This window comes from Thermococcus sibiricus MM 739, assembly GCF_000022545.1.
Lineage (GTDB): Archaea > Methanobacteriota_B > Thermococci > Thermococcales > Thermococcaceae > Thermococcus_A > Thermococcus_A sibiricus.
The window spans coordinates 572,982-593,063 of sequence record NC_012883.1 but is presented as its reverse complement, the minus strand read 5'-3'; the positions used below and the strand labels follow the sequence as shown (position 1 = coordinate 593,063).

General features: G+C 39.7%; 17 protein-coding genes. 7 read left to right on the top strand and 10 right to left on the bottom strand.

From position 1 onward, the window contains the following. Nucleotides 1-118: 118 nt before the first annotated feature. Entirely contained in the window at nt 119-1,684 is a 1,566-nt protein-coding gene (locus tag TSIB_RS03130; protein ID WP_015848917.1) for a sodium-dependent transporter, read from the bottom strand. A 184-nt stretch (nt 1,685-1,868) separates the two neighbouring features. On the opposite strand from TSIB_RS03130, the gene hypD reads away from it, so the two are divergent. From hypD to TSIB_RS03115, 3 genes are read left to right on the top strand one after another with little or no spacing between them, the layout of a single operon-like run. Next, nucleotides 1,869-4,328: a trans-4-hydroxy-L-proline dehydratase gene (hypD, locus tag TSIB_RS03125; protein WP_048160237.1), complete on the top strand. Its 2,460-nt coding sequence runs from the start codon at nt 1,869-1,871 to the stop codon at nt 4,326-4,328. 50 nt (nt 4,329-4,378) lie between these two features. Then, nucleotides 4,379-5,425 (top strand): proline racemase family protein, encoded by a 1,047-nt coding sequence (locus TSIB_RS03120; protein WP_048160236.1) that lies wholly within the window; start codon nt 4,379-4,381, stop codon nt 5,423-5,425. A gap of 11 nt (nt 5,426-5,436) precedes the next feature. Continuing rightward, complete coding sequence (locus TSIB_RS03115) at nt 5,437-6,342, top strand: glycyl-radical enzyme activating protein (RefSeq protein WP_015848914.1); 906 nt, start codon at nt 5,437-5,439, stop codon at nt 6,340-6,342. Here the strand turns inward: TSIB_RS03115 and TSIB_RS03110 are convergent, their stop codons facing one another. Then, a complete protein-coding gene (locus TSIB_RS03110; protein WP_015848913.1) occupies nt 6,343-7,506 on the bottom strand; it encodes an OBG GTPase family GTP-binding protein in 1,164 nt (387 codons plus the stop codon). Nucleotides 7,507-7,626: 120 nt separating this feature from the next. Between TSIB_RS03110 and TSIB_RS03105 the strand changes: the two genes are divergently transcribed. After that, nucleotides 7,627-8,079, top strand: coding sequence for an Lrp/AsnC family transcriptional regulator (locus tag TSIB_RS03105; RefSeq protein WP_048160235.1), 453 nt, complete (start codon nt 7,627-7,629; stop codon nt 8,077-8,079). 6 nt (nt 8,080-8,085) lie between these two features. Here the strand turns inward: TSIB_RS03105 and TSIB_RS03100 are convergent, their stop codons facing one another. From TSIB_RS03100 to cobB, 4 genes are read right to left on the bottom strand one after another with little or no spacing between them, the layout of a single operon-like run. Then, a complete protein-coding gene (locus TSIB_RS03100; RefSeq protein ID WP_015848911.1) occupies nt 8,086-8,649 on the bottom strand; it encodes an ASCH domain-containing protein in 564 nt (187 codons plus the stop codon). Beyond that, nucleotides 8,615-9,334 carry a TIGR02253 family HAD-type hydrolase gene (locus TSIB_RS03095; RefSeq protein ID WP_015848910.1) on the bottom strand — a complete coding sequence of 240 codons (720 nt, stop codon included), beginning with the start codon at nt 9,332-9,334 and terminating at the stop codon, nt 8,615-8,617. The genes TSIB_RS03100 and TSIB_RS03095 overlap by 35 nt, the downstream gene beginning before the upstream one ends. 35 nt (nt 9,335-9,369) lie before the next feature. Continuing rightward, complete coding sequence (locus tag TSIB_RS03090; protein WP_015848909.1) at nt 9,370-9,765, bottom strand: DUF3783 domain-containing protein; 396 nt, start codon at nt 9,763-9,765, stop codon at nt 9,370-9,372. A gap of 8 nt (nt 9,766-9,773) precedes the next feature. After that, nucleotides 9,774-10,541: an NAD-dependent protein deacetylase gene (gene cobB / locus TSIB_RS03085; RefSeq protein WP_015848908.1), complete on the bottom strand. Its 768-nt coding sequence runs from the start codon at nt 10,539-10,541 to the stop codon at nt 9,774-9,776. A 109-nt stretch (nt 10,542-10,650) separates the two neighbouring features. Here cobB and glyA point away from each other — a divergent pair, with 109 nt between their 5' ends. Then, nucleotides 10,651-11,928 (top strand): serine hydroxymethyltransferase, encoded by a 1,278-nt coding sequence (gene glyA / locus TSIB_RS03080; RefSeq protein ID WP_015848907.1) that lies wholly within the window; start codon nt 10,651-10,653, stop codon nt 11,926-11,928. A 219-nt stretch (nt 11,929-12,147) separates the two neighbouring features. Beyond that, nucleotides 12,148-12,930, top strand: a complete 783-nt coding sequence (gene proC, locus TSIB_RS03075) for a pyrroline-5-carboxylate reductase (RefSeq protein WP_015848906.1) — start codon at nt 12,148-12,150, stop codon at nt 12,928-12,930. An 11-nt stretch (nt 12,931-12,941) separates the two neighbouring features. Here proC and TSIB_RS03070 read toward each other — a convergent pair whose 3' ends face one another. Next, nucleotides 12,942-14,210 (bottom strand): UbiD family decarboxylase, encoded by a 1,269-nt coding sequence (locus TSIB_RS03070; RefSeq protein WP_015848905.1) that lies wholly within the window; start codon nt 14,208-14,210, stop codon nt 12,942-12,944. 156 nt (nt 14,211-14,366) lie between these two features. Between TSIB_RS03070 and TSIB_RS03065 the strand changes: the two genes are divergently transcribed. Next, on the top strand, nt 14,367-15,731 hold the full coding sequence (locus tag TSIB_RS03065) for a DEAD/DEAH box helicase (protein ID WP_048160808.1): 1,365 nt from the start codon (nt 14,367-14,369) through the stop codon (nt 15,729-15,731). Here the strand turns inward: TSIB_RS03065 and truA are convergent. The 3 genes from truA to pheS form a co-directional block, all read right to left on the bottom strand. Next, entirely contained in the window at nt 15,718-16,518 is an 801-nt protein-coding gene (gene truA / locus TSIB_RS03060; RefSeq protein WP_015848903.1) for a tRNA pseudouridine(38-40) synthase TruA, read from the bottom strand. The genes TSIB_RS03065 and truA overlap by 14 nt on opposite strands. Before the next feature lie 328 nt (nt 16,519-16,846). Continuing rightward, complete coding sequence (gene pheT / locus TSIB_RS03055) at nt 16,847-18,529, bottom strand: phenylalanine--tRNA ligase subunit beta (RefSeq protein WP_015848902.1); 1,683 nt, start codon at nt 18,527-18,529, stop codon at nt 16,847-16,849. A gap of 6 nt (nt 18,530-18,535) precedes the next feature. Then, complete coding sequence (gene pheS / locus TSIB_RS03050; protein WP_015848901.1) at nt 18,536-20,047, bottom strand: phenylalanine--tRNA ligase subunit alpha; 1,512 nt, start codon at nt 20,045-20,047, stop codon at nt 18,536-18,538. Between the last annotated feature and the right edge of the window lie 35 nt (nt 20,048-20,082).

The window sequence follows — 20,082 nt, the reverse complement described above, 5'->3', positions numbered from 1 at the left end:
ATCAGGAAGCTTGCGCCTTTTCTTTTTCCTTTTCCAAGGCCAGTTTAACAAAGTACAATGTTAATCCCCAGTAAAACCCAAGAACTACTATCATTGAGGCTATAACTGAACCCTCCATTTACGCTCCCTCCTCGGCAAGTTTTGCTTCAATCTTTGGCATAAGCATCTTATTCACTATAATCCAGATAGCAATGGCAGCTATGATCCACTGGAATATAACGGTTCCAGTACTGAAGGTCTCAGTGGGTTTCCACCATGTTTCTGGGTACCAGTCAATTGATTGCTTGATCCACTGGAATATAACGGTTCCAGTACTGAAGGTCTCAGTGGGTTTCCACCATGTTTCTGGGTACCAGTCAATTGATTGCTTGATCCACCATAGCATGACAACTATGATGCTTAGTGGAGCGACATAACCGATCATTATGTCCCACCACTTGCCGATCTTGATATCTGAACCTCTGTTAGCAACCTCTCTGTTCTTCTCTAAGCCAGTCTTGAGCATGACGAATGATATCACAACTGCACTAACCAATAGGGCTACACCCCAAACCCAATCTTGGTTGTCAAGCCAGCCAATCTTTATTGCAGCCGGAATACCTGCAATCAAACCAATAATAGCAACGTATGTAGCAGCCTTCTTTCTTGGAACTCCAAAGTCTACCACGTTCTTCACAAACACGTCAGTAATTGCAATTTGTGATGTGAATGCTGCAAAGAACAATGCCAAGTAGAATAATGTTCCTATTGCAAATCCAGCCGGTACCTTGGGGAAGAGCTCAGTCAACCATATGAATGTCAATCCTACGTTACCCTCTGCATACACTTTGAATGGATCAAGACCGATAAGGGGTGCGGTAACCGCTACTGTGGTAATGACTGCCAAACCACCTAAAAGTGCCGCACTTGTGTCACCAAATCCTGTAATGTGGGAGTTAAGGTTAATGTCATCCTTTTTCTTTAGGTAGGATGAATAAGTTAAGTAAATACCCCATCCTGCTCCAGTGCTCCATAATACCTGACTATATGCCTGAAGCCATGCTTCTGCGTTAGAGAGCTTTGTTGTATCAAATTTGAACATGTAAGTAAGTCCAACATCAGCACCTGGCATTGTTACCGCTCTTATGATAACCACTACAAGGAAGAGTATCAACGATGGAACCATAAAAGTTGCGACCTTCTCAATTCTCTTGACACCAACTGCCATGACATACCATGTAAATACCCAAACAAGCAATGTAAAGAATAATGGCTGCCATCCACCAATGAATGCATTCCAGGTTTCCAGACCCTTCCCTGGTGCGTAGCTTGCATAAAGGCCAGTGAGTCCCTTGACGAAGTAGGCAAGTGCCCATCCGTTAACCACAGCATAGTAAAACATTATACCTATGTTAACCCAAGCGACCCAAGCGCCAAGCCATGCATATTTCTTTCCTGCGTATTTAGCAAATCCAAGTATTGTGCTGTTTCCGGTTTCTCTACCGATTATTCCCTCCGAAATCAAGAGGGGTATTGCAACAGTGAACAGTGCAATACTGTAGGGAATCAAAAACGCTCCTCCCCCGTACATTGCCATCATTCTTGGAAAACGCCAGATGTTACCACTGCCGACCATTGCACCTATAATGGCAAAAATAAATCCCAATCGAGTTCCCCAGTGTTCACCGGTTTCAGTCCTTTCCATATTAAAACCTCCGACAAAGTTCTCCAACGAAACACCAAACCCTCAATGGGGCAATAGATAACATAGGAATGTAAACATTCCACATATTTATACTTTTCTGATTATTACCGTGCTCTAGTGCAGTAACTAGTATAACATAGAATAATATTTAAAGATATAACCCTCACTTTTTATGGTGACTATAATGAGTGAAGCTATTTCCCAATCCTGCCCCGAGGTTAAGAAAAAAATAGAAAAGGAGTTGGAGAGACGTAAGTCTTCTATAAAACCAATAAATGAGAGAGTTGCAAATCTCAGAAAAGAGAGTGTGGAAACTGAAGTTAAAGTTTCATCTGAAAGGGCTAGGTTAATAACTGAATTCTACAAGAGTGAAATTCCAAAAGGAAAATCAATCCCCGTTCAAAGAGCTCTTGCCTTCAAATATCTTCTCGAACACTGCAGTCTGCCAATTGAAGAAGGTCAATTAATCGTGGGGCTCAGGGGTACTGGGGTTAAAGAAGTGCCCACTTACCCTGAGATTTGTGTCCATAGTATGGAAGACCTTGAAATTCTTAACTCCAGACAAAACATGCCTTACAAAGTTGATGAAGAGACTAGAGAACTCTACAAAAATGAGATAATTCCCTTCTGGAAAGGGAGAGCAATGAGGGACATGATCTTCGAAACCCTCCCGCAAGAGTGGATTGATGCTTACGAAGCTGGAATTTGGACAGAGTTCATGGAGCAGAGATCTCCAGGACACACAGCTGGAGGAGGTAGAATTTTTAGAATGGGCGTTCTTGACATTAAAGAAGAGATCAAAAAGAAAATGGGAGAACTCGACCCAAGCAATCCGGAGTACTATGAAAAGATGGAAGAGCTAAAAGCAATGGATATTGTAGCAGAAGCCATCCTGATTTATGCTAAGCGTTACGCTGAGAAGCTTGAAAAAATGGCCGAAGAGGAAAAAGATCCCAAGAGAAAAAAGGAACTTAAACAAATGGCAGAAATATGCAAACGAGTTCCAGCTCACGCTCCAAGAACCTTCTGGGAGGCTTTACAACATTACTGGTTCGTTCACGTTGGAGTAACTTATGAGACAAATCCCTGGGACTCTTTCAATCCAGGGAGAATAGACCAGCATTTATACCCCTTCTATAAGAGAGACCTTGAGGAGGGAAGACTTACTAGGGAGAAAGCGAAGGAACTCTTACAATGCTTCTGGCTTAAATTTAACAATCAACCAGCAGTTCCAAAAGTGGGAGTAACAGCCGAGGAGAGTTTCACATACAATGACTTTTCAAAGCTTAATCTTGGTGGATTAAAAAAGGATGGTTCTGATGGGGTCAATGAACTTTCTTACCTTATATTGGAAGTTCTCAGCGAGATGAGAACCCTCCAACCCAACACTGCTGTTTTGATAAGCAATAAGAACCCTGATAGGTTTTTAATAGAAGCCTTAAAAGTAGTAGGTCCGGGGTTTGGCGAGCCGCCATTCTTTAACTTTGATGGAGTTATAGTGAAAATGCTCAGACAGGGAAAAACTCTTGAGGATGCAAGAACTTCTGGAGTCAGTGGTTGTGTAGAAACGGGAGCATTTGGAAAGGAAGCCTATATTCTAACAGGCTACTTCAACTTGCCGAAGATTTTGGGGATAACACTCAACAATGGTATCGATCCAAGAACTGGAAAGAAGATTGGAATTGAAACTGGTGATCCACGGAATTTCAAGAGTTTTGAAGAGTTATGGAATGCATTTGTTAAACAGGTCAACCACTTCTTGGACATTAAAATGAAGGGTAATGACATTATTGAAACGCTTTACGCAAAGTACTTGCCGGTTCCCTTCATGTCACTATGGATAGAGGACTGTGTAAAGAATGCAAAGGACTACAACGGTGGAGGAACAAGGTACAACACCCAGTACATTCAAGTTGTCGGGTTGGGAACAATAGCGGATAGCTTAGCAGCCATTAAATACCACGTGTTTGACAAGAAAACGTTCGTCATGGAAGAACTCCTGAATGCCTTGAAGAATAATTGGAAAGGATACGAGATGATGAGGGAGATTCTTCGCAATCCTGAAAAGACTCCAAAGTTTGGAAACGATGATGAATACGTTGATGAAATAGCAAAAAAGGTTGTAGATACTGTTGTTGACCTAATTGAGGCCTATCCACCTTCACCAGTAAGAAAGGCCTCAAAAAGGGCGTACTTCCTTCCAACAACAGTTCACGTTTATTTTGGGAAGGTCACTGGTGCAACACCCGATGGAAGAGATGCTGGCTTCCCAGTTTCGGAGGGTATTTCCCCAGTGCAGGGGATGGATAGGAAAGGAATTGCCGCAGTTTTCAGGAGTGTTGCGAAGTGTGATTGGGATAAAACGGGTGGAGCACTCCTAAACCAAAAGCTAACCCCCGACTTATTCGACAACGAGGAGAACATCAAGAAGTTAGCTCAGCTTATAAGGACATTCTTCAGACTTGGAGGGCATCACGTGCAGTTTAACGTTATAAGTGCTGAGCTTTTGAGGGAAGCTCAAAAAAGGCCCCAAGAATTTCAAGATTTGATGGTTAGAGTTGCAGGTTACAGTGATTACTTCGTGAATCTCCCCAAAGGACTACAAGATGAAATTATAGCAAGAACAGAACACAAAAAGGTCTAATCTCTTTTTTAATTTCTATTTATTTCTGAATCGCTATTTGGGTGAGAAAAATGTTTAAAAAACTCGAAAAATTGGAAAAATGGGAACCTCCCCAAAACTGGAGAGTAATAAAAACTCTCGATACACACACTGCCGGAGAACCATTAAGAATCATATTCAGTGGTTTCCCTAAAATTCCAGGAAAAACTATTCTCGAAAAAAGGAGGTATTTAAGAGAAAACTTGGATTATTTAAGAACAGCTCTAATGTGGGAACCCAGAGGACACGCTGATATGTATGGGGCCATAATAACCGAACCAATCAGTGAAGATGCCGACTTTGGGGTAATATTCCTTCACAATGAAGGGTACAGCACCATGTGTGGCCATGCAACTATAGCCCTTGGAAAGGTCGCCGTAGAGTGTGGACTTGTTGAACCCAAAGAACCTATAACGGAGATAAAAATGGACAGCCCAGCTGGCCTGATCAAAATTTATGTGCAAACACAGAATGGAAAAGCAGAAAAAGTTTATTTCCACAACGTCCCTTCTTTTGTTTTGTACAAAGACGAAGAGATTGAAGTGCCAGGATTGGGCAGAGTAAAATACGATCTTGCTTATGGTGGAGCATTCTATGCTTTTGTAAATGCTGAAGACCTCGGTTTAAAGTGTACGCCCGAATACTACAGAAAGCTCATAGATGTCGGAATGAAAATCAAGAGAGCAATAATAGCTGAAAAAGAAATAAAACATCCTTTTGAAGAAGATTTAAGCTTTTTGTATGGAACAATATTTATAGGGCCCCCTCATGACAAAGATTCACACAGCAGACATGTTTGTATATTCGCAGATGGTGAAGTGGACAGAAGTCCAACCGGGACGGGAGTAAGCGGTCGTCTTGCAATTCTATATGAAAAAGGAGAGATCGACATTGGAGATGAAGTCACAATTGAGAGTATAATAGGTACAAAATTCACTGGAAAGGTTGTAGAAGAAACCAAATATGGGCCCCACAAGGCTATAGTTCCTGAAGTAGGAGGAACTGCACACATAACTGCCAAAAACACATTTATAATAGATCCTGAAGATCCGCTTAAATATGGATTTTTCCTTCGTTAGGAGGTCTAAAGTTGATAAGTGGAATCATATTTGACATAAAACGGTACGCAATTCACGATGGCCCCGGAATTAGAACTACAATATTTATGAAAGGATGCCCTTTAAGTTGCTGGTGGTGCCACAATCCCGAAGGAGTCTCCCCAAAACCAGAACTAATGTACTTTGAATTCAAATGTATACACTGCCACACTTGTGTTAAAGTGTGTCCGGAGAATGCAATAAGCTTTGATGAGAATGAGACTCAGCAAATTGACAGAGAAAAGTGTACTGGCTGTGGGGTATGTGCAAGCGCCTGTCCAACAAGCGCTTTAAGACTTGTGGGAAGAGTTATAACTGTTGAAGAGCTTCTAACTGAGATTGAGAAAGATATTAAACTCTACGATGATTCTGGCGGTGGAGTCACCTTCTCAGGAGGGGAGCCATTATCCCAACCCAAATTCTTAGTAGAGAGTTTAAAAGAACTAAAAAAACGATACATTCATACTACTGTAGATACTTCGGGTTATGCACCCAAAGAGGTTTTAAAGCAAATCTTACCCCACACAGATCTATTTTTATATGATATTAAGCTCTACGATAGTGGTGAACATGAAAAATATACTGGAGTTCCTAATGATATCATAATAGAAAATCTAAAATTCCTCACAGGGCAAGGAAAAGAGGTCATACTACGTTTTCCCATAATTCCAGGGATTACAGATACAGATAAGAATGTCAAAGGCTGGACAAATTTTATTTCAGAAATTAAAGGAATAAACGAGATAGACTTACTTCCTTTTCATGATGTATCAGAGAAGTTTAGAAGGATAGGAAGAGAATATAAGATGACAATTCACCATAGGCCCCCAGATGAAATATTGAAATGGATAAAAGAGGAATTTGAGAGCATAGGCCTAAGAGTTAAAATAGGGGGTTAATTAACGGGCGTGGATTTCAACTATATCCCCGTCTTCAAGCACGTGATCAGGCCCTACCCTCTGTCCGGGGAATTTTGCACTTTTTCCCCATACTCTCGCATATTTGAAGTTCTTTGCGAAGTCTTTGTGAATTCTCTCTGCCACGTCCAAAACCTTCGAACCTTTTTTAAGAGCAATCGGAGGATAAGCGGGGTCTTCCCCTGGGGATTTTGTAAACACCCTAATTATATCCACCAGTTGGTATAGTTCTTCTTTTAATACCTCAATGTTTGCTTTCTTTTTAGCAGATACTGGTATTATTTTAAATCTATCATTATATGTCTTAACGAGTCTTTCATAGTTTTCTCTACTTCCTGGGATGTCCCCTTTGTTTGCTATTATTATTGCTTTTCTCCATACGAGACTATCATCCAAAGCATCTGAGAAATCTTCAAGTGTAACAGGTTCTTTTACCGTAATTTCTGCACTATGAATACCTTCTTCCCTGAGCATTTTCATAACTTCACCTATGTCTCCCTGGATCAAATGCTGACCGTTGATTACGATCCCGCCCATAGGCATTCTCTTTATTTCCACCTTTGGCTTTCTTTTGTTTATCTTTATCCCCGCACGTTCAAATTCCTTTAATATTATCTTCATCTGCTTTATTGGATCTTGAGAAAGGTCAACAACGATAGCTATGGCATCGGCATTTCTTATAACACTCAAAAGCTGTGTTCCCATGCCTTTACCTAATGCGGCCCCTTCAATTAAACCCGGAACTTCCACGAGCTGAATCTGGACATCTTTATGATTCATCATACCGGGAATTGGTTCAACTGTTGTGAATGGATAATCAGCTATGTCTATATCAACATCAGCTAAAACCTTTAAGAGGGAAGACTTTCCAACATTGGGTAATCCAGCCAAAACTACTTGTGATGCACCTTCTTTCTTAACACTGAATGAATAACCTCCACCCTTTCTCTGACTCTGCTGTTTCTCAAATTCCTTTCTAAGTTCTGAAATCTTACGTTTAATTTGAAGTCTAAGTTTTTCAGTGCCTTTGTGCTTTGGCACAGTAGCATACATTTTTTCAAGAGCTCTAATTTTCTCTGGTATAGTTCTTGCTTGCCTATATTCTTCCTCTGCTGCTAAGTACTCTGCTGTTACGTTAGTTGGCATTTCTACTCACCTCTTCCTCTCTCGCCGTTTTAAGGTTAAAGAAGAATTTTATAAATTTATGGTAAGGAAAGCGTCATCAAATTTATATACTTTCTCGAAAAATTTTTGGATGGTGAGAGTATGAGAGGGATTTTAGATGAGACCGATAAAGAAATCTTAAAGGTGCTTCAAAAAAATAGCCGTACCCCCCTAAGAGAGATCTCTAAGCGTGTTGGTCTAGCCGAATCAACAGTATATGAACGAATAAAAAAGCTAAAAGAAAAAGGAGTGATAAAAAAGTTCACAATCATCCCAGATCCGGAAGCACTTGGCTTTAACTTATTGGCCTTTATTCTCATTAAAGCTAGAGCGGGAAAATACGCAGATGTCGCAAAAGAACTTGTTAAATATCCCGAAATTGTTGAAATATACGAAAACACAGGCGACTATGATATGATACTTAAAATACGGACCAGAAACAGCACAGAACTAAATGAGTTCCTCAATAAAATTGGAGAAATAGATGGCGTCGTGGCAACTCATACAATGGTAGTATTGAAAACTCACAAAGAGACAACAGAACTCCCTATCTGATTTCTTCTATATTTTTCCTTCATCATACAGTTTATGATATGCTTTTAAAAGAGAATCTTTGACCTTTTTTGGCCCATATTTCCTTACAGCACTCTTTAAACCCTCAGAATAGATCCTTTTAATAATCAAATCCACATCCGCAGACTCTTTTAAATCATTCTCCACATATAGCTTTGCTATCTCTTCCGGTTTTCTATAGTTGAGAGCTTTAAGCCATTTAAGAGGGATAGCCTCTTCAAACTTCTCAATAACATCAAATTCAATTATAGTTACCTCATCATCCCCATGAAGTGTCCCATATATTTTGTTTAAAGCGTTTATAAGCTCGTTAAGTTCCTTAAAACCATCTTTCCTTGCATCCTCCAAAGTGAGCTCCTTGACCCGTTTCTTCTTTATGTCTGTTATCTTAATTTTCGCAATAACGCTATCACTGGGAGTTATAGCAAGATATACTTCGCTACCCGGCTTTGCCTCATAATTTCCAAATCTTATGGTGCTCGTCTTTTTTCCTTTGAGAATTTTCGATTTGTAAACATTATCTATTAGTATGAACCTCCTTATTTGAACCATTTTTGAGCACCTCTACAACATGGGGGAGCTCCAAAAGATCATCTATTTTAAAGTCAGCATGTTGCTCATATTCAAGCTCCCTATTGGCATATTTACCATAACGGAACCATACAGTATGCATCCCAACTCTCTTAGCACCAAATATATCCGAATACAGCCTATCTCCTACCATAACAGCTTCTTCAGCTTTTACCCCAAATATTTTTAGTGCTTTTTGATAAATCTTTGGATGTGGTTTTTTAACACCTTCAAAGTCAGATACTACAACATACTCAAAGAAATCATCGATATCCAGCCTCAAAACCTTCTCCCACTGTTTTATTGGATTTCCATCAGTTATTATCCCAAGTCTATAACCCATTTCTCTTAGTTTGATAAGAGCTTTTCTCGCATTTTTAACTTCTCTCAGATGAGCAAATTTAGTATTATGATAAGCTATCACCCCCGCTGCTACCCATTTCGGGTTATATTTCAAGTCCAGTCTCCTCAAGAGATAGTCAAAATGATGAGGAAAGTTACTCCCATATTCAGCTATAAGTTCAAGAAGTTCATTATAAGCGGTTTCAAAATCAACAGGTAGCCCATGCTGGATCATGTTATCTATAGCATTCTTCCTAGCAAGCTCCGCTAGTCTAGAGGTATCCACAAGGGTATCATCCAAATCAAAAAATATGACTTCCACCATCACTCATCCCACTCAACTAAAGGATTACAAGTTATTTAATCTTTCCTTATCTTCAGGTAAAAAGTATTCATTTTCTGTTTTTCTTCCTTCAGCTTTCGAAAATATTCATCCTCTCGAATAAGTTCATTGAGAAGATCTTCAAGCTTCCACGTTAAAGAAGTAGGGGTTGTAGTGGCAAAAATAACATCCGGAATCCCCAGTAGCTTAATTCTTTTCATCACTTCTTTTACCTTTTCATTGGGAATTCCATGCATCAAGATAAATTTCCTCCAATGCCAGTTGGTATTTGCTTTGAAGGAGGGAGCTTTCTCAATCACTTCCTCCACTACCCAATCACGACAGTATTCAGGTACCCCGTAGATTTTGAATTCACTCAGAATGTTCTTGAGTTTAAAAAATTCCTCTTTTTCAAAACCTATAACAAGTATCATGCAATCACCTAACACTTTTTATTCTCTAAACACCTTTTAACTTTTACTAAAAGGGACTGCATAACTTCTCCTGCTTTACCTCTAATAAATACATCGGCTATTGGAGTTATGCCACTCTCTTTAGTGTTGATTTCTATTACAGAGCCACCATTATCCTTTACAATATAAGGAACATAGGCTGCCGGAAAAACTTGAGCACTAGTACCAACTACCAGACAAACATCTGCCCTCTCAGCGAGCTTGAAAGCCTTTTGAAGGGCTTCCTGTGGGAGAGGCTCTCCAAACCATACTACATCAGGTCGAAGTAAAGAAGCACATTCAGGGCATTTTGGTAAATTCTTTTCTTTTAAAAAGTCCTCAAGCTTTCCAGATTCTAAAAGATTCTCCATGTAATCACATCTTGTGCATTTGACTCTATATATGTTCCCATGAAGTTCTACGATATGCTGATTTCCTGCTTCTCTGTGAAGGTTATCGATGTTTTGAGTTATAACGGCCTTTAGAATTCCCATCTTTTCAAGTTCAGCTAAAGCTAAGTGGGCATTATTAGGTTTTGCACCCTTCATAATCTTCATTCTCATTTTATAAAAGCTCCATACAAGATTTGGATCCTTTCTAAAGGCTTCTGGTGTAGCAACCTCTTCAATCCTGTAATTTTCCCATAGGCCACCTCGATCTCTAAAAGTCGGTATTCCACTTTCTGCACTAACTCCGGCTCCAGTAAAGGCTATTAAAAAGCGGGAGTGAGCAATAATTCTTGGTGCCTCCTCTATCATAGGACATCAGCCTTTATTTCTCCCTTGAAATTTTTAAAACTATTCCAACGACAAGATTTAAATTATATTAGTATAAAATATCTCACGCAAAATACGATGAGGTGATACTATGAGCTACCAAATGTATAGGGACAAAGTTTTGGAATTTGTTGAGGGACATGAAAAGTGGAGGAGCTCCACAATAAACTTGATTGCAAGTGAAAATGTAACATCCCCAAGCACTGTAAGAGCCATAGCTAGTGGTTTTATGCATAAGTATGCTGAGGGATGGCCAAAACAAAGATACTATCAAGGATGTAAGTATGTTGATGAAGTTGAGCTTATTGGTGTTGACCTCTTCTGTAAGTTATTCCGGAGCGATTTTGCAGATTTAAGGCCTATATCCGGAACTAATGCAAATCAAGCTGCATTTTTTGGCCTCACTGAAGCTGGTGACAAAGCAATTGTCCTCCACACTTCTCATGGTGGGCACATAAGCCACATGCCATTTGGAGCTGCTGGTATGAGGGGACTAGAAGTTCACACATGGCCTTTTGATAACGACGAATTTAACATCGATGTTGAGAAAGCAGCCCAGATGATTAGAGAACTTGAGCCAAAGATAGTTGTTTTTGGTGGTTCACTATTCCCATTCCCACACCCAGTTAAGGAACTCGCACCCGTGGCAAAGGAAGTTGGAGCCTTCGTAATGTACGATGCCGCACACGTTTTGGGATTAATAGGTGGAGGCCAGTTCCAAGACCCACTTAGAGAAGGGGCCGATGTAATAACCTCCTCAACCCATAAGACCTTCCCAGGCCCACAGGGTGGAGTTATACTCTACAAAGACCTTGGTGAGGCCACAGCAAAACTACAATGGGCAATCTTCCCAGGTGTCCTGAGCAATCACCACTTGCACCACATGGCTGGAAAAGTCGTCACTGCCGCAGAGATGCTTGAATTTGGTAAAGCCTATGCAGAGCAGGTAGTCAAGAACGCAAAGGCCCTAGCTGAAGCAATGGCAGAAGAAGGGTTCAAAGTCATTGGTGAGGACAAGGGATACACCAAGAGCCACCAAGTAATAGTTGACGTAAGCGAACTCCATGAAGCTGGTGGAGGATGGGCCGCTCCACTCTTGGAAGAGGCCGGTATAATTCTCAACAAGAACCTCCTTCCGTGGGATCCACTTGAGAAGGTCAATGCACCTAGCGGTCTAAGGATTGGTGTACAAGAGATGACAAGAGTAGGAATGATGGAAGACGACATGAAAGAGATAGCAAGGTTCATGAGAAGAGTCCTCCTTGACAAGGAGGATCCAAAGAAAGTTGAGAAAGATGTCTTCGAGTTCAGGAAGCAGTTCCAGAAGGTTTATTACTCCTTCGACTATGGTCTTCCAATGAAGGAGTGACTCCATTTCCTTACTTTTTCTTTTGAAAGCCTCGCCGTTTACGATGGGGAGAAGGTCAATCTTTTTTCTTTGATTATTCAAAAAGTTTTAAAGAATTGGCACTTTATCAAGATCTTGCACGAAGATTTCTATAATATTGCCAAAAATTCAAAAGCATTTTGAAAAATATTATAAGTTATAGCAAAATGCCACCATTAAGTTGATACTGGGTGATTAATCATGAGAATAGCAGTGATAGGTGCTGGGACTATAGGGAGTGCTGTTGCAAAGGCCTTGGCTGAAGAGGGATATGAAGTAGTAGCGACAAGGAGAAAAACCAGCAAGGTTATGTGGCTTGAGGATTATGGGGTGGAGGTTTCAAACGACAACAAAGCCGCTGCAGAAAAAGCGGATATAGTTATTCTTGCAGTAAAACCAAACAAAGTCAAAAAAGTTCTTGAAGAAGTGAAACCTGCTGTTGAGGGAAAAATCCTTATTTCCTTTGCCGCGGGCCTCTCACTAAACTTTCTAAAGAGATTAACAGGAGCAAAAATTGTGAGAGCAATGTCAAATATAGCGGTTCTTGTGAAAGAGTCTTTTACCGCGTATACAACAGATGATTTAGATAAAGAAGAAATCGAACTTGTTGAGAGGATATTTGGTGCTTTTGGTAAGTGTATTAGAGTTGAGGAAGAATATATGGATGCCATAACTGGGTTGAGCGGTTCTGGGCCGGCTTATGCTTCTGTGTTTCTTGAAGCGTTAATATATAGTGGGTTGAAAGTAGGCCTTCCGAGGGATATTGCCCGCTTAGCAGCTGCTCAGACTCTCTTAGGTACAGCAAAGCTTTTGCTTGAAACTGACTTCCACCCGGCCCAAGTAAGAGAGATGGTAACAACTCCTGGAGGAACCACAATAGACGGTATCTTTGAGCTTGAAGATAGCCGGTTCAGGACAGCAATAATGAAAGCCGTAGAGGCCGCAACAAAGAAGTCAAAGATTCTATCACTTGAGATAAAATAAAAGAGAAGAAGTTAAATTTTCGCCCTCTCAAATTCTTCCTTTCTATTCAAAGGCTTTGTAGCATCAATGCCCCATTTGGTTGTAAACCCTTTCTCCCCGGAGGAATCAAGAGAAGACCCACGGGTTTTTGGAATAACAATTAAGTCCTTATCAGCTTGAAATCTCGTAGCTATTGCCCATTCAACTTCCCTATCATCATAAATGTTAATGTCCTCATCAACCACTGCCACATGCTTTAAGCTTGGGTGCCCGGTGAAAGCGGCCAAAATAGCGTTCTTCCCATCGCCCTCATGTTGTTTTGTGATGCTAATCACTGCATGAAGCCACATACATCCCCCTTCTGTCAGGCGAACCCCATGTACTTTTGGAACCACCTGCTTGACGCTCTTGTATATCTGAGGTTCTTTAGGAAGGCCCATAAGCATGTAGTGTTCATAACCACTTGAAAAGAGGGCATGGAAGATTGGCTTATCAACATGATACATCTTTTCAAAAACAACAACTGGTTGCTCTCTTACGATATCATAAGTTCCGGTTATGTCAACGAAGGGACCCTCCTTGTCAAGTTCCGGCAAAATTTTTGCCTCAAAGACAAACTCACTTTCAGCTGGTACAGGAATACCATTAACATTAACGACTTCCAAGGCCTTTCCAAAGGCCATCTCGCTCATAGATGAAGCTATGTTAAGCTCACTCACTCCATAGGGAGGACTTGTAGCCGCTGCTAAAAGGATATGGATTGGATTGCCAACGATTATCCTAACGTCGAGCTCTTCTCCATGTTCTACCTTTTCTTTCCACATTGCATATAAGTGGCGGGGAACAAGTCTTACCGTTGCGCTTTTCTCATCTCTTACCATGGTTCTATGGTATGATAAGTTAACAAAATCATTATCATCTTTTGCTATGTATATAGCCGAAGTAAAATAAGGCCCTCCATCCTTTGGGAAATACTGGGGAATTGGAAGTTCTTTGAGAGAAAAGTCCCTTGTGGAATTCTCAAAGAATCCAGCTTTCTCTACACTTATGTATGGCTTTGGGTTATCCATTGCATTCATCATGAAATGGGTAATTTCTTCCTTTTTTATACCAAGATATTTAGCTATTCTATCTCTCGTACTCCACACATTGCTCGTAACTTCCCAACCATCCACATCCTTAAAAAGAATGGGCCTATCCTTGTACTGGAGAATATAATGACTTATCTCAAATTTCTTACTTACCGGTTCCTCAATAAGAATCACTTCATCTTGAAATTGAGTGAGTATCTCTCTAAGCATGTTATCACCCTTTCAAAATTGACCCAGACTTATGATAAACTTTTTGGAATTTTCAGATAGATAGAGAAAAAGCTGTTACCTACCTCGCCCTGAAGGGTTAAGTTTGGGAAGAAAAAGATATAAAGGAGAACTTCCAAAAGTTCTATTTGAATGGCAATGAAGGTAGTTACATTGAGGATCCCAGATAAATCAGCATTGGTTTATGTGGAAAAAGCTGATCCCAGAGTATACTTTATGATATATGAAGAGCTAACTTATAGGAAGAGTTTTGGTAAATGGGAAAAACCAGAAAGCCTTTACAATCCACATACAAAATCATTCCCTGTAGGACTAATCCCGAGAGTGAAAAGTCTCCTTAACTCCAAAGGATATAGGGTAAGGATTATTGATGAAAGGGAAATAGAAGGCATTGAAATAAATGCCACTTGGAATGAAAAATACCAACTCAGGAAATATCAACAAAAGACATTGAAAAAAGCCTTAAAGACAAATATGGGAGTTTTAGCACTTCCCGTAGGAAGCGGAAAAACGATAATTGGGCTGAGATTAATTTACGAACTTAACCTATCCACTTTAATAATAGTACACACAAAAGAGCTCCTTTATCAATGGGCCGATAATATAAGAGAAGTTTTAGGAATAGAACCCGGCCTTGTTGGGGATAACAATTGGGACGAAAGACCCGTGACCGTGGCTATGATACAAACTTTGCTTTCAAGAGGAGTTGACAAACTCCAGAAACCATATGCTGTGCTTCTTTTTGATGAGTGTCACAGAACCTCAGCTGCTGAAAAATTCTATGAGCTTGGAATTAGTCTTACCCAAAAACTTAGGTTTGGTCTCTCCGCTACTCCTTGGAGAAGGATAAGAGGAGAAGAACTGAAAATTGAGGGGATCGTCGGACCGATTATTTATGAGATAAAAGCCGAAGATTTGATTAAGGAGAAGTTTTTGGCAAAACCTCGGTTTATGATAATAGAATATGAATCATCAATGCCGCCACTTGCAGAACGATATAAGGAACTTTATGAAGAGATAATAATGGAAAATAAAGAGAGAAACAAAGCAATAGTGAGAATTGCATACAAACTTGCAAAACAAGGGCATCGAGTATTAATTGATGTAAAACGGATTGAGCATGGAAATGTATTAATAGAAATGTTCAAAAAGAAAGGAATAAAGGCTGAATTTCTAAGCTCTCAAAGCCCAAATAGATGGGAAATTTTTGAAAAGTTTAAAAATGGGGAAATTAACGTGCTCATATCCACTCTCCTGAAGGAGGGTGTAGATATTCCCGAAATCTCTGCTATAATTCTTGCTGGTGGAGGAAAAAGTGACATAATGACAATTCAAACTATAGGGAGAGCTTTAAGACCCAAAGGACGTAGTCATGCCGTTATAGTGGACGTCAAAGACGATGATCCACTACTATTCACTCACTTTATAGAAAGGCAGAAAGCATTGAGGCAGTATTATGGGAAGTACTATGATAAAGAGCTCGAAAAAATCATAAAGAAATAAGCCAGTCTTCAAGAATAGCTGATTTTGTTAAATACTTTCTAAATCTTTCTAAAAACTCTCTTTTGACTTTTTCAATTGCATAAGCATCTACCTCAAACTTTATCCCCTCGTATCCAACCTCCCACAATACAAGGTTTTCTGGGGGGGCAGGAGGAAGTTTTTTATCAACTTTTTCTTTCAACATCAATTCTACATCACCAATTGAAAGAACACCCAAACCACAGAGCTTGAGTGCTGTAATTATTCTTCTTGTCATCTCCCACAGAAAACTCTTCCCTTCAATTTCCACTACAATTATCCTACCCCTAGAAAATACATCAATTCTGTTTATCTCTCTTACAGGCTTTCTAAATTCCTCAAGACGGGCGAAATTAGAAAAATCGTGTCTACCCAAAAACGCTTCAGCACATGCTTTTAGCTTTATTACATCAATTCCCTCATCAAAAAGATAGTAACGATATATTTTATTTTTCGCCCAAAATCTTGGATGAAAATCCTCAGGAACCTCAGCCTTTCCTAGAATCCATATATCTCTGAGATGGTGATTTAAAATTCGTGCTTCAGCAAGCTCCGGCTTGGCAGTATTAAATGCAATAACATTTCCGAGAGCTGAAACCCCTCTATCTGTTCTTGAAGCACCTTTAAAATTGGCCTCTTTAACATCCTCAATTATTCCCAACTTTTTTAATACTTTGATTAACTCTCCTTCTACAGTTCTAAGATCTGGCTGCCGTTGGAATCCATAAAACTTAGTTCCATCGTACGCTATCTTTAGGGCTATTCTCATATTGAGTACTTTGTAAAGGAGAATATAAAAGGATTTTGAGATTGGGCTTACTTTACAAATAGCAAAGTCAATATGCCTATTTATGATATTTTTGGGCCCTTTCTTTTTGGAATTTTGACAACAAAAAAAGGGTAAAGGCTAAAACCCTTTATTCATTTAGAAAAATTGGTGGTATGAAATGATGATGGAAATGGATATCGAAATCCAAGAGTCTCTAATCAACTTTGAAATCATGTTAATCCTTATAAAGAGATTCCTAAATGAGAACTCTTCTATTTAAACTTTATTATGCAAAAATGCCTCAATAACAGGAATAATTAGGAAAAAATCAGAGAAAACTCCCTTTATAGAACGGCCTTAAAAAGATCTCAAATGCTGCTACTGGCATCTCCACCCCCCAATTCTCCAATACTTGGGGATGGATTTCACCTATTATACCTACTTTCTTCCCTTCCACTATTATTTCTCCGGCTCTTCCTGGAATAAAAGAACCATACTCTATCTCTCTAATCGTGTACTCTGCACCCAAGTGGCGAAGCACGCTGTCAAGAATTTCCTTAGCTTCAGTGAAAGTGACTTTTGGGTGTGCTATAGCAACTACAAGTTTGCTTTCACTTATAGTCTTAGTTTCCCTGCTCTCATCAATCAAAGTGGCTTTGCCAACTTCAAAAATCCTTTGGGGATATTCCTCATGAGTATTCTGGCTCAAAAACTCCATTAAGCTTGGTAGAAGCCATCTCCTAAGGGCACTCCATTTTTGACTTATTGGATTCTCTATTTCAACTATATCCTCCTCTGGAATGTTCATCTTATCAAACTGTGCTTCTCTATTAGTTAAGTTGAAAGTCATGACCTCTTGAAGACCAAATCCTACCATTAGATCTCTAATTGCATTTTCGAAATCTACAAAGTCGTCCCCCTTTCCTTGAACTGCTAACTCTGGTTCTTCTGGTTCAATGTTGTTATAACCATATGCAATAAGCACATCTTCCAAAACATCTCTCGGGTGCATTATATCATTCCTAAAGGCTGGATACCTTAGTTTTACTCTTCTATCGACAAAATCGACCTCATACATCATGCGCTCAAGGAGATCTTTGATATCTTTATCTGTAAGCTCAACGCCTGCTAGCCTTTTAATGTAGTTGAGGTCAACCTCAAACTCTTTGGGAGTTAAATCCGGGGTTTTTAATTCAAAATCCTTATAAATCACTCTAACAGTCCTTATTTTTCCTCCTCTCTCAGCCAAGGCCGTCACGATCACGTTTAACGCTAGCATAATTGTTTCTAAATTCCATCCCGTGATATCTATAAAAATGCTTTTTGTTTCTTCTGTAACTTTTCCATGAGTCTCGGAGTTAATGACTGGGGGCATTGATAGAACGTTCCCCTCACTATCAACAAGCAACGGATAATAGGGTCTGCCTTTAATTAGATGACCATACTCTTTTCCTTTTTCATGTTCTTCAAGTATTTCATCTGCACTCATTTCTCTTTCACAATTTAAGGGGATAAATTTTATTTTTTGAGGCTCAACAGCTTTATAATAGAAAGGAGGACTCAACTTATCAAAGTCAAATGTTCCAATAGCAACTTCTTTCCTTTTTCTGCCAAGTGTTAATGCTACCTTTTCTTGAAGCTGAATTATCTGCTTTAAGGCCTCTTCATCTAATTCAAGATCCTCAACTATGGCATAAACACCATATGGTCTTATATCTTTGAGGTTCTCATCAACATAAACCATGACATTACTTTCTTCAATGCTATACCTTGGTAAACCCCTTAGCATCCCTAAAGCCCACCGAACCTGTCTGGCTATTCCTTCAGCACTCCATAGATCTGGCCTATTAGTATCTTTAGCATCCGCCTTAAAGTAGATTTTACCTTCGTGCTCCCATATATCATCAAGTTCACACTTAGCGTATAGGAAGAGATCCTCCCATTCATCTACTGTGAATTCCTTCCCAACCAGTCTCTCTAAATCATGCTTGGCAACGTCGAATTTCGGCATTTCTCATCACCACACCAGCTTTGCTTCTCTTAACCATTTCAAATCATAGCTAAAGAGGTATCTTATATCATCTATCCCAAGTTTGAACATTGCTAAACGGTCAATTCCAATTCCCCAAGCTATTACTGGAACATCAATACCAAGGGGTTTGGTCATTTCTTCTCTGAATACACCCGCTCCTCCAAATTCTACCCATCCGAGCTCCTCATGGTAAGCGCTCATCTGCACGCTTGGCTCCGTAAATGGATAGTAATCAGGAAGGAATTTCACTTTCTTCGCTCCAGCAATCTCGACTGCAAATCGTTTTAATATTCCAAGAAGATGTTTGAAAGTTAAAGTTTCTCCAACTACAAAGCCATCCACCTGGTTAAACTCTATTAAGTGTGTTCTATCAAGAACATCTGGCCTAAAGACTCTTTGAATAGCAAAGTACTTCCCCGGAATTTGAACGCCCTTTCCAAGTTGTCTTGCACTTAATGCAGTTGCGTGAGCTCTTGGCATCAGCAACATAGCGGTTCTTGGATCCCACTTATATCCCCATCCTCTTGAGCCTGTAATCCAACCGTGCTCATGGGAAGCTTTAACTCTCTCCACGAGTGTCTCATCCGGAAGGAACCCATATTTTGGATATTTAAGTTGATACGTGTCAGTCCAGTCCCTTGCAGGATGATTTTGAGGCTGAAATAAAGCATCAAAATTCCAGAACTGTGTTTCTATTAAGCTCTCCACTGTCATTTCAATGAAGCCCATCTCTATAAGTTTTCTTCTTATTTTATCAAGAAAAGTTCTATAAGGTTGCTTTTTACCTGGATAAAGTCTTTTTACAGGAGCATGGATGTTGAAATGTTTGAATTCTACATTCTTCCATCCACCACTCTTTATTAACTCTGGAGTTAGAATAGAAACCTCTTCCTTAAGCTCAAGTCCCTCACTAGCAATTCTTAACCCTTCATCTGTAATTTCAACTTCCCTTTCGGCTTTTGCATCTTCTTCACCGATTTTTCTGGTCTTTAGTTCTTTTAATGAAAGCAATTCTTCAATTTCTCTGGCCTCTACTTCTCTTTTTTCTGCAAGAACTTTCAATGCAATATCAATGGGCCTTTCTTTGGTAAGGGCCTCTTTACCCTTCTCTGTAAGCTCAAGGGTAAGAACATCGTCTTCCTTCCTAACAGTTGCCCAACCCTCCTTCCTAAGAATTCCAATTATAGGTCTAAGTTCATCTTCACTAAGAACTTCTCTTAGGTCTTCTAAAGTTACCTTACCTTTTTCTACGAGAAGTTTCAAGGCCCTTCTTTCTGGAAGGCCTATTTTTGCATATTTTTCTCCCAATTCAGTAATTTTTACAACTCTCTTTTGTTTCTCATGAAGCTTTGCAAGCCCCTTGCTCTGGAGCCATAGAATGGCCCTCATGACTGCTACTTGATCCAAACCTGTTTCTTTCACTAATTCATCAAAGCTTGCTTTTTTCAACTCTCTAAGCTTGATGAGAGTGACTTTTTCCTGGTAACTTAACTCCATTATCAACCCCCCGAGAGAAATCTTACAAGAGTTAC

Bases quoted from the DNA above. Each gene is read 5' to 3' on its own strand.
- TSIB_RS03130 (WP_015848917.1), bottom strand. From the start codon at position 1,684: ATGGAAAGGACTGAAACCGGTGAACACTGGGGAACTCGATTGGGATTT.
- hypD (WP_048160237.1), top strand. From the start codon at position 1,869: ATGAGTGAAGCTATTTCCCAATCCTGCCCCGAGGTTAAGAAAAAAATA.
- TSIB_RS03120 (WP_048160236.1), top strand. From the start codon at position 4,379: ATGTTTAAAAAACTCGAAAAATTGGAAAAATGGGAACCTCCCCAAAAC.
- TSIB_RS03110 (WP_015848913.1), bottom strand. From the start codon at position 7,506: ATGCCAACTAACGTAACAGCAGAGTACTTAGCAGCAGAGGAAGAATAT.
- TSIB_RS03105 (WP_048160235.1), top strand. From the start codon at position 7,627: ATGAGAGGGATTTTAGATGAGACCGATAAAGAAATCTTAAAGGTGCTT.
- TSIB_RS03100 (WP_015848911.1), bottom strand. From the start codon at position 8,649: ATGGTTCAAATAAGGAGGTTCATACTAATAGATAATGTTTACAAATCG.
- TSIB_RS03095 (WP_015848910.1), bottom strand. From the start codon at position 9,334: ATGGTGGAAGTCATATTTTTTGATTTGGATGATACCCTTGTGGATACC.
- TSIB_RS03090 (WP_015848909.1), bottom strand. From the start codon at position 9,765: ATGATACTTGTTATAGGTTTTGAAAAAGAGGAATTTTTTAAACTCAAG.
- cobB (WP_015848908.1), bottom strand. From the start codon at position 10,541: ATGATAGAGGAGGCACCAAGAATTATTGCTCACTCCCGCTTTTTAATA.
- glyA (WP_015848907.1), top strand. From the start codon at position 10,651: ATGAGCTACCAAATGTATAGGGACAAAGTTTTGGAATTTGTTGAGGGA.
- proC (WP_015848906.1), top strand. From the start codon at position 12,148: ATGAGAATAGCAGTGATAGGTGCTGGGACTATAGGGAGTGCTGTTGCA.
- TSIB_RS03070 (WP_015848905.1), bottom strand. From the start codon at position 14,210: ATGCTTAGAGAGATACTCACTCAATTTCAAGATGAAGTGATTCTTATT.
- TSIB_RS03065 (WP_048160808.1), top strand. From the start codon at position 14,367: ATGAAGGTAGTTACATTGAGGATCCCAGATAAATCAGCATTGGTTTAT.
- truA (WP_015848903.1), bottom strand. From the start codon at position 16,518: ATGAGAATAGCCCTAAAGATAGCGTACGATGGAACTAAGTTTTATGGA.
- pheT (WP_015848902.1), bottom strand. From the start codon at position 18,529: ATGCCGAAATTCGACGTTGCCAAGCATGATTTAGAGAGACTGGTTGGG.
- pheS (WP_015848901.1), bottom strand. From the start codon at position 20,047: ATGGAGTTAAGTTACCAGGAAAAAGTCACTCTCATCAAGCTTAGAGAG.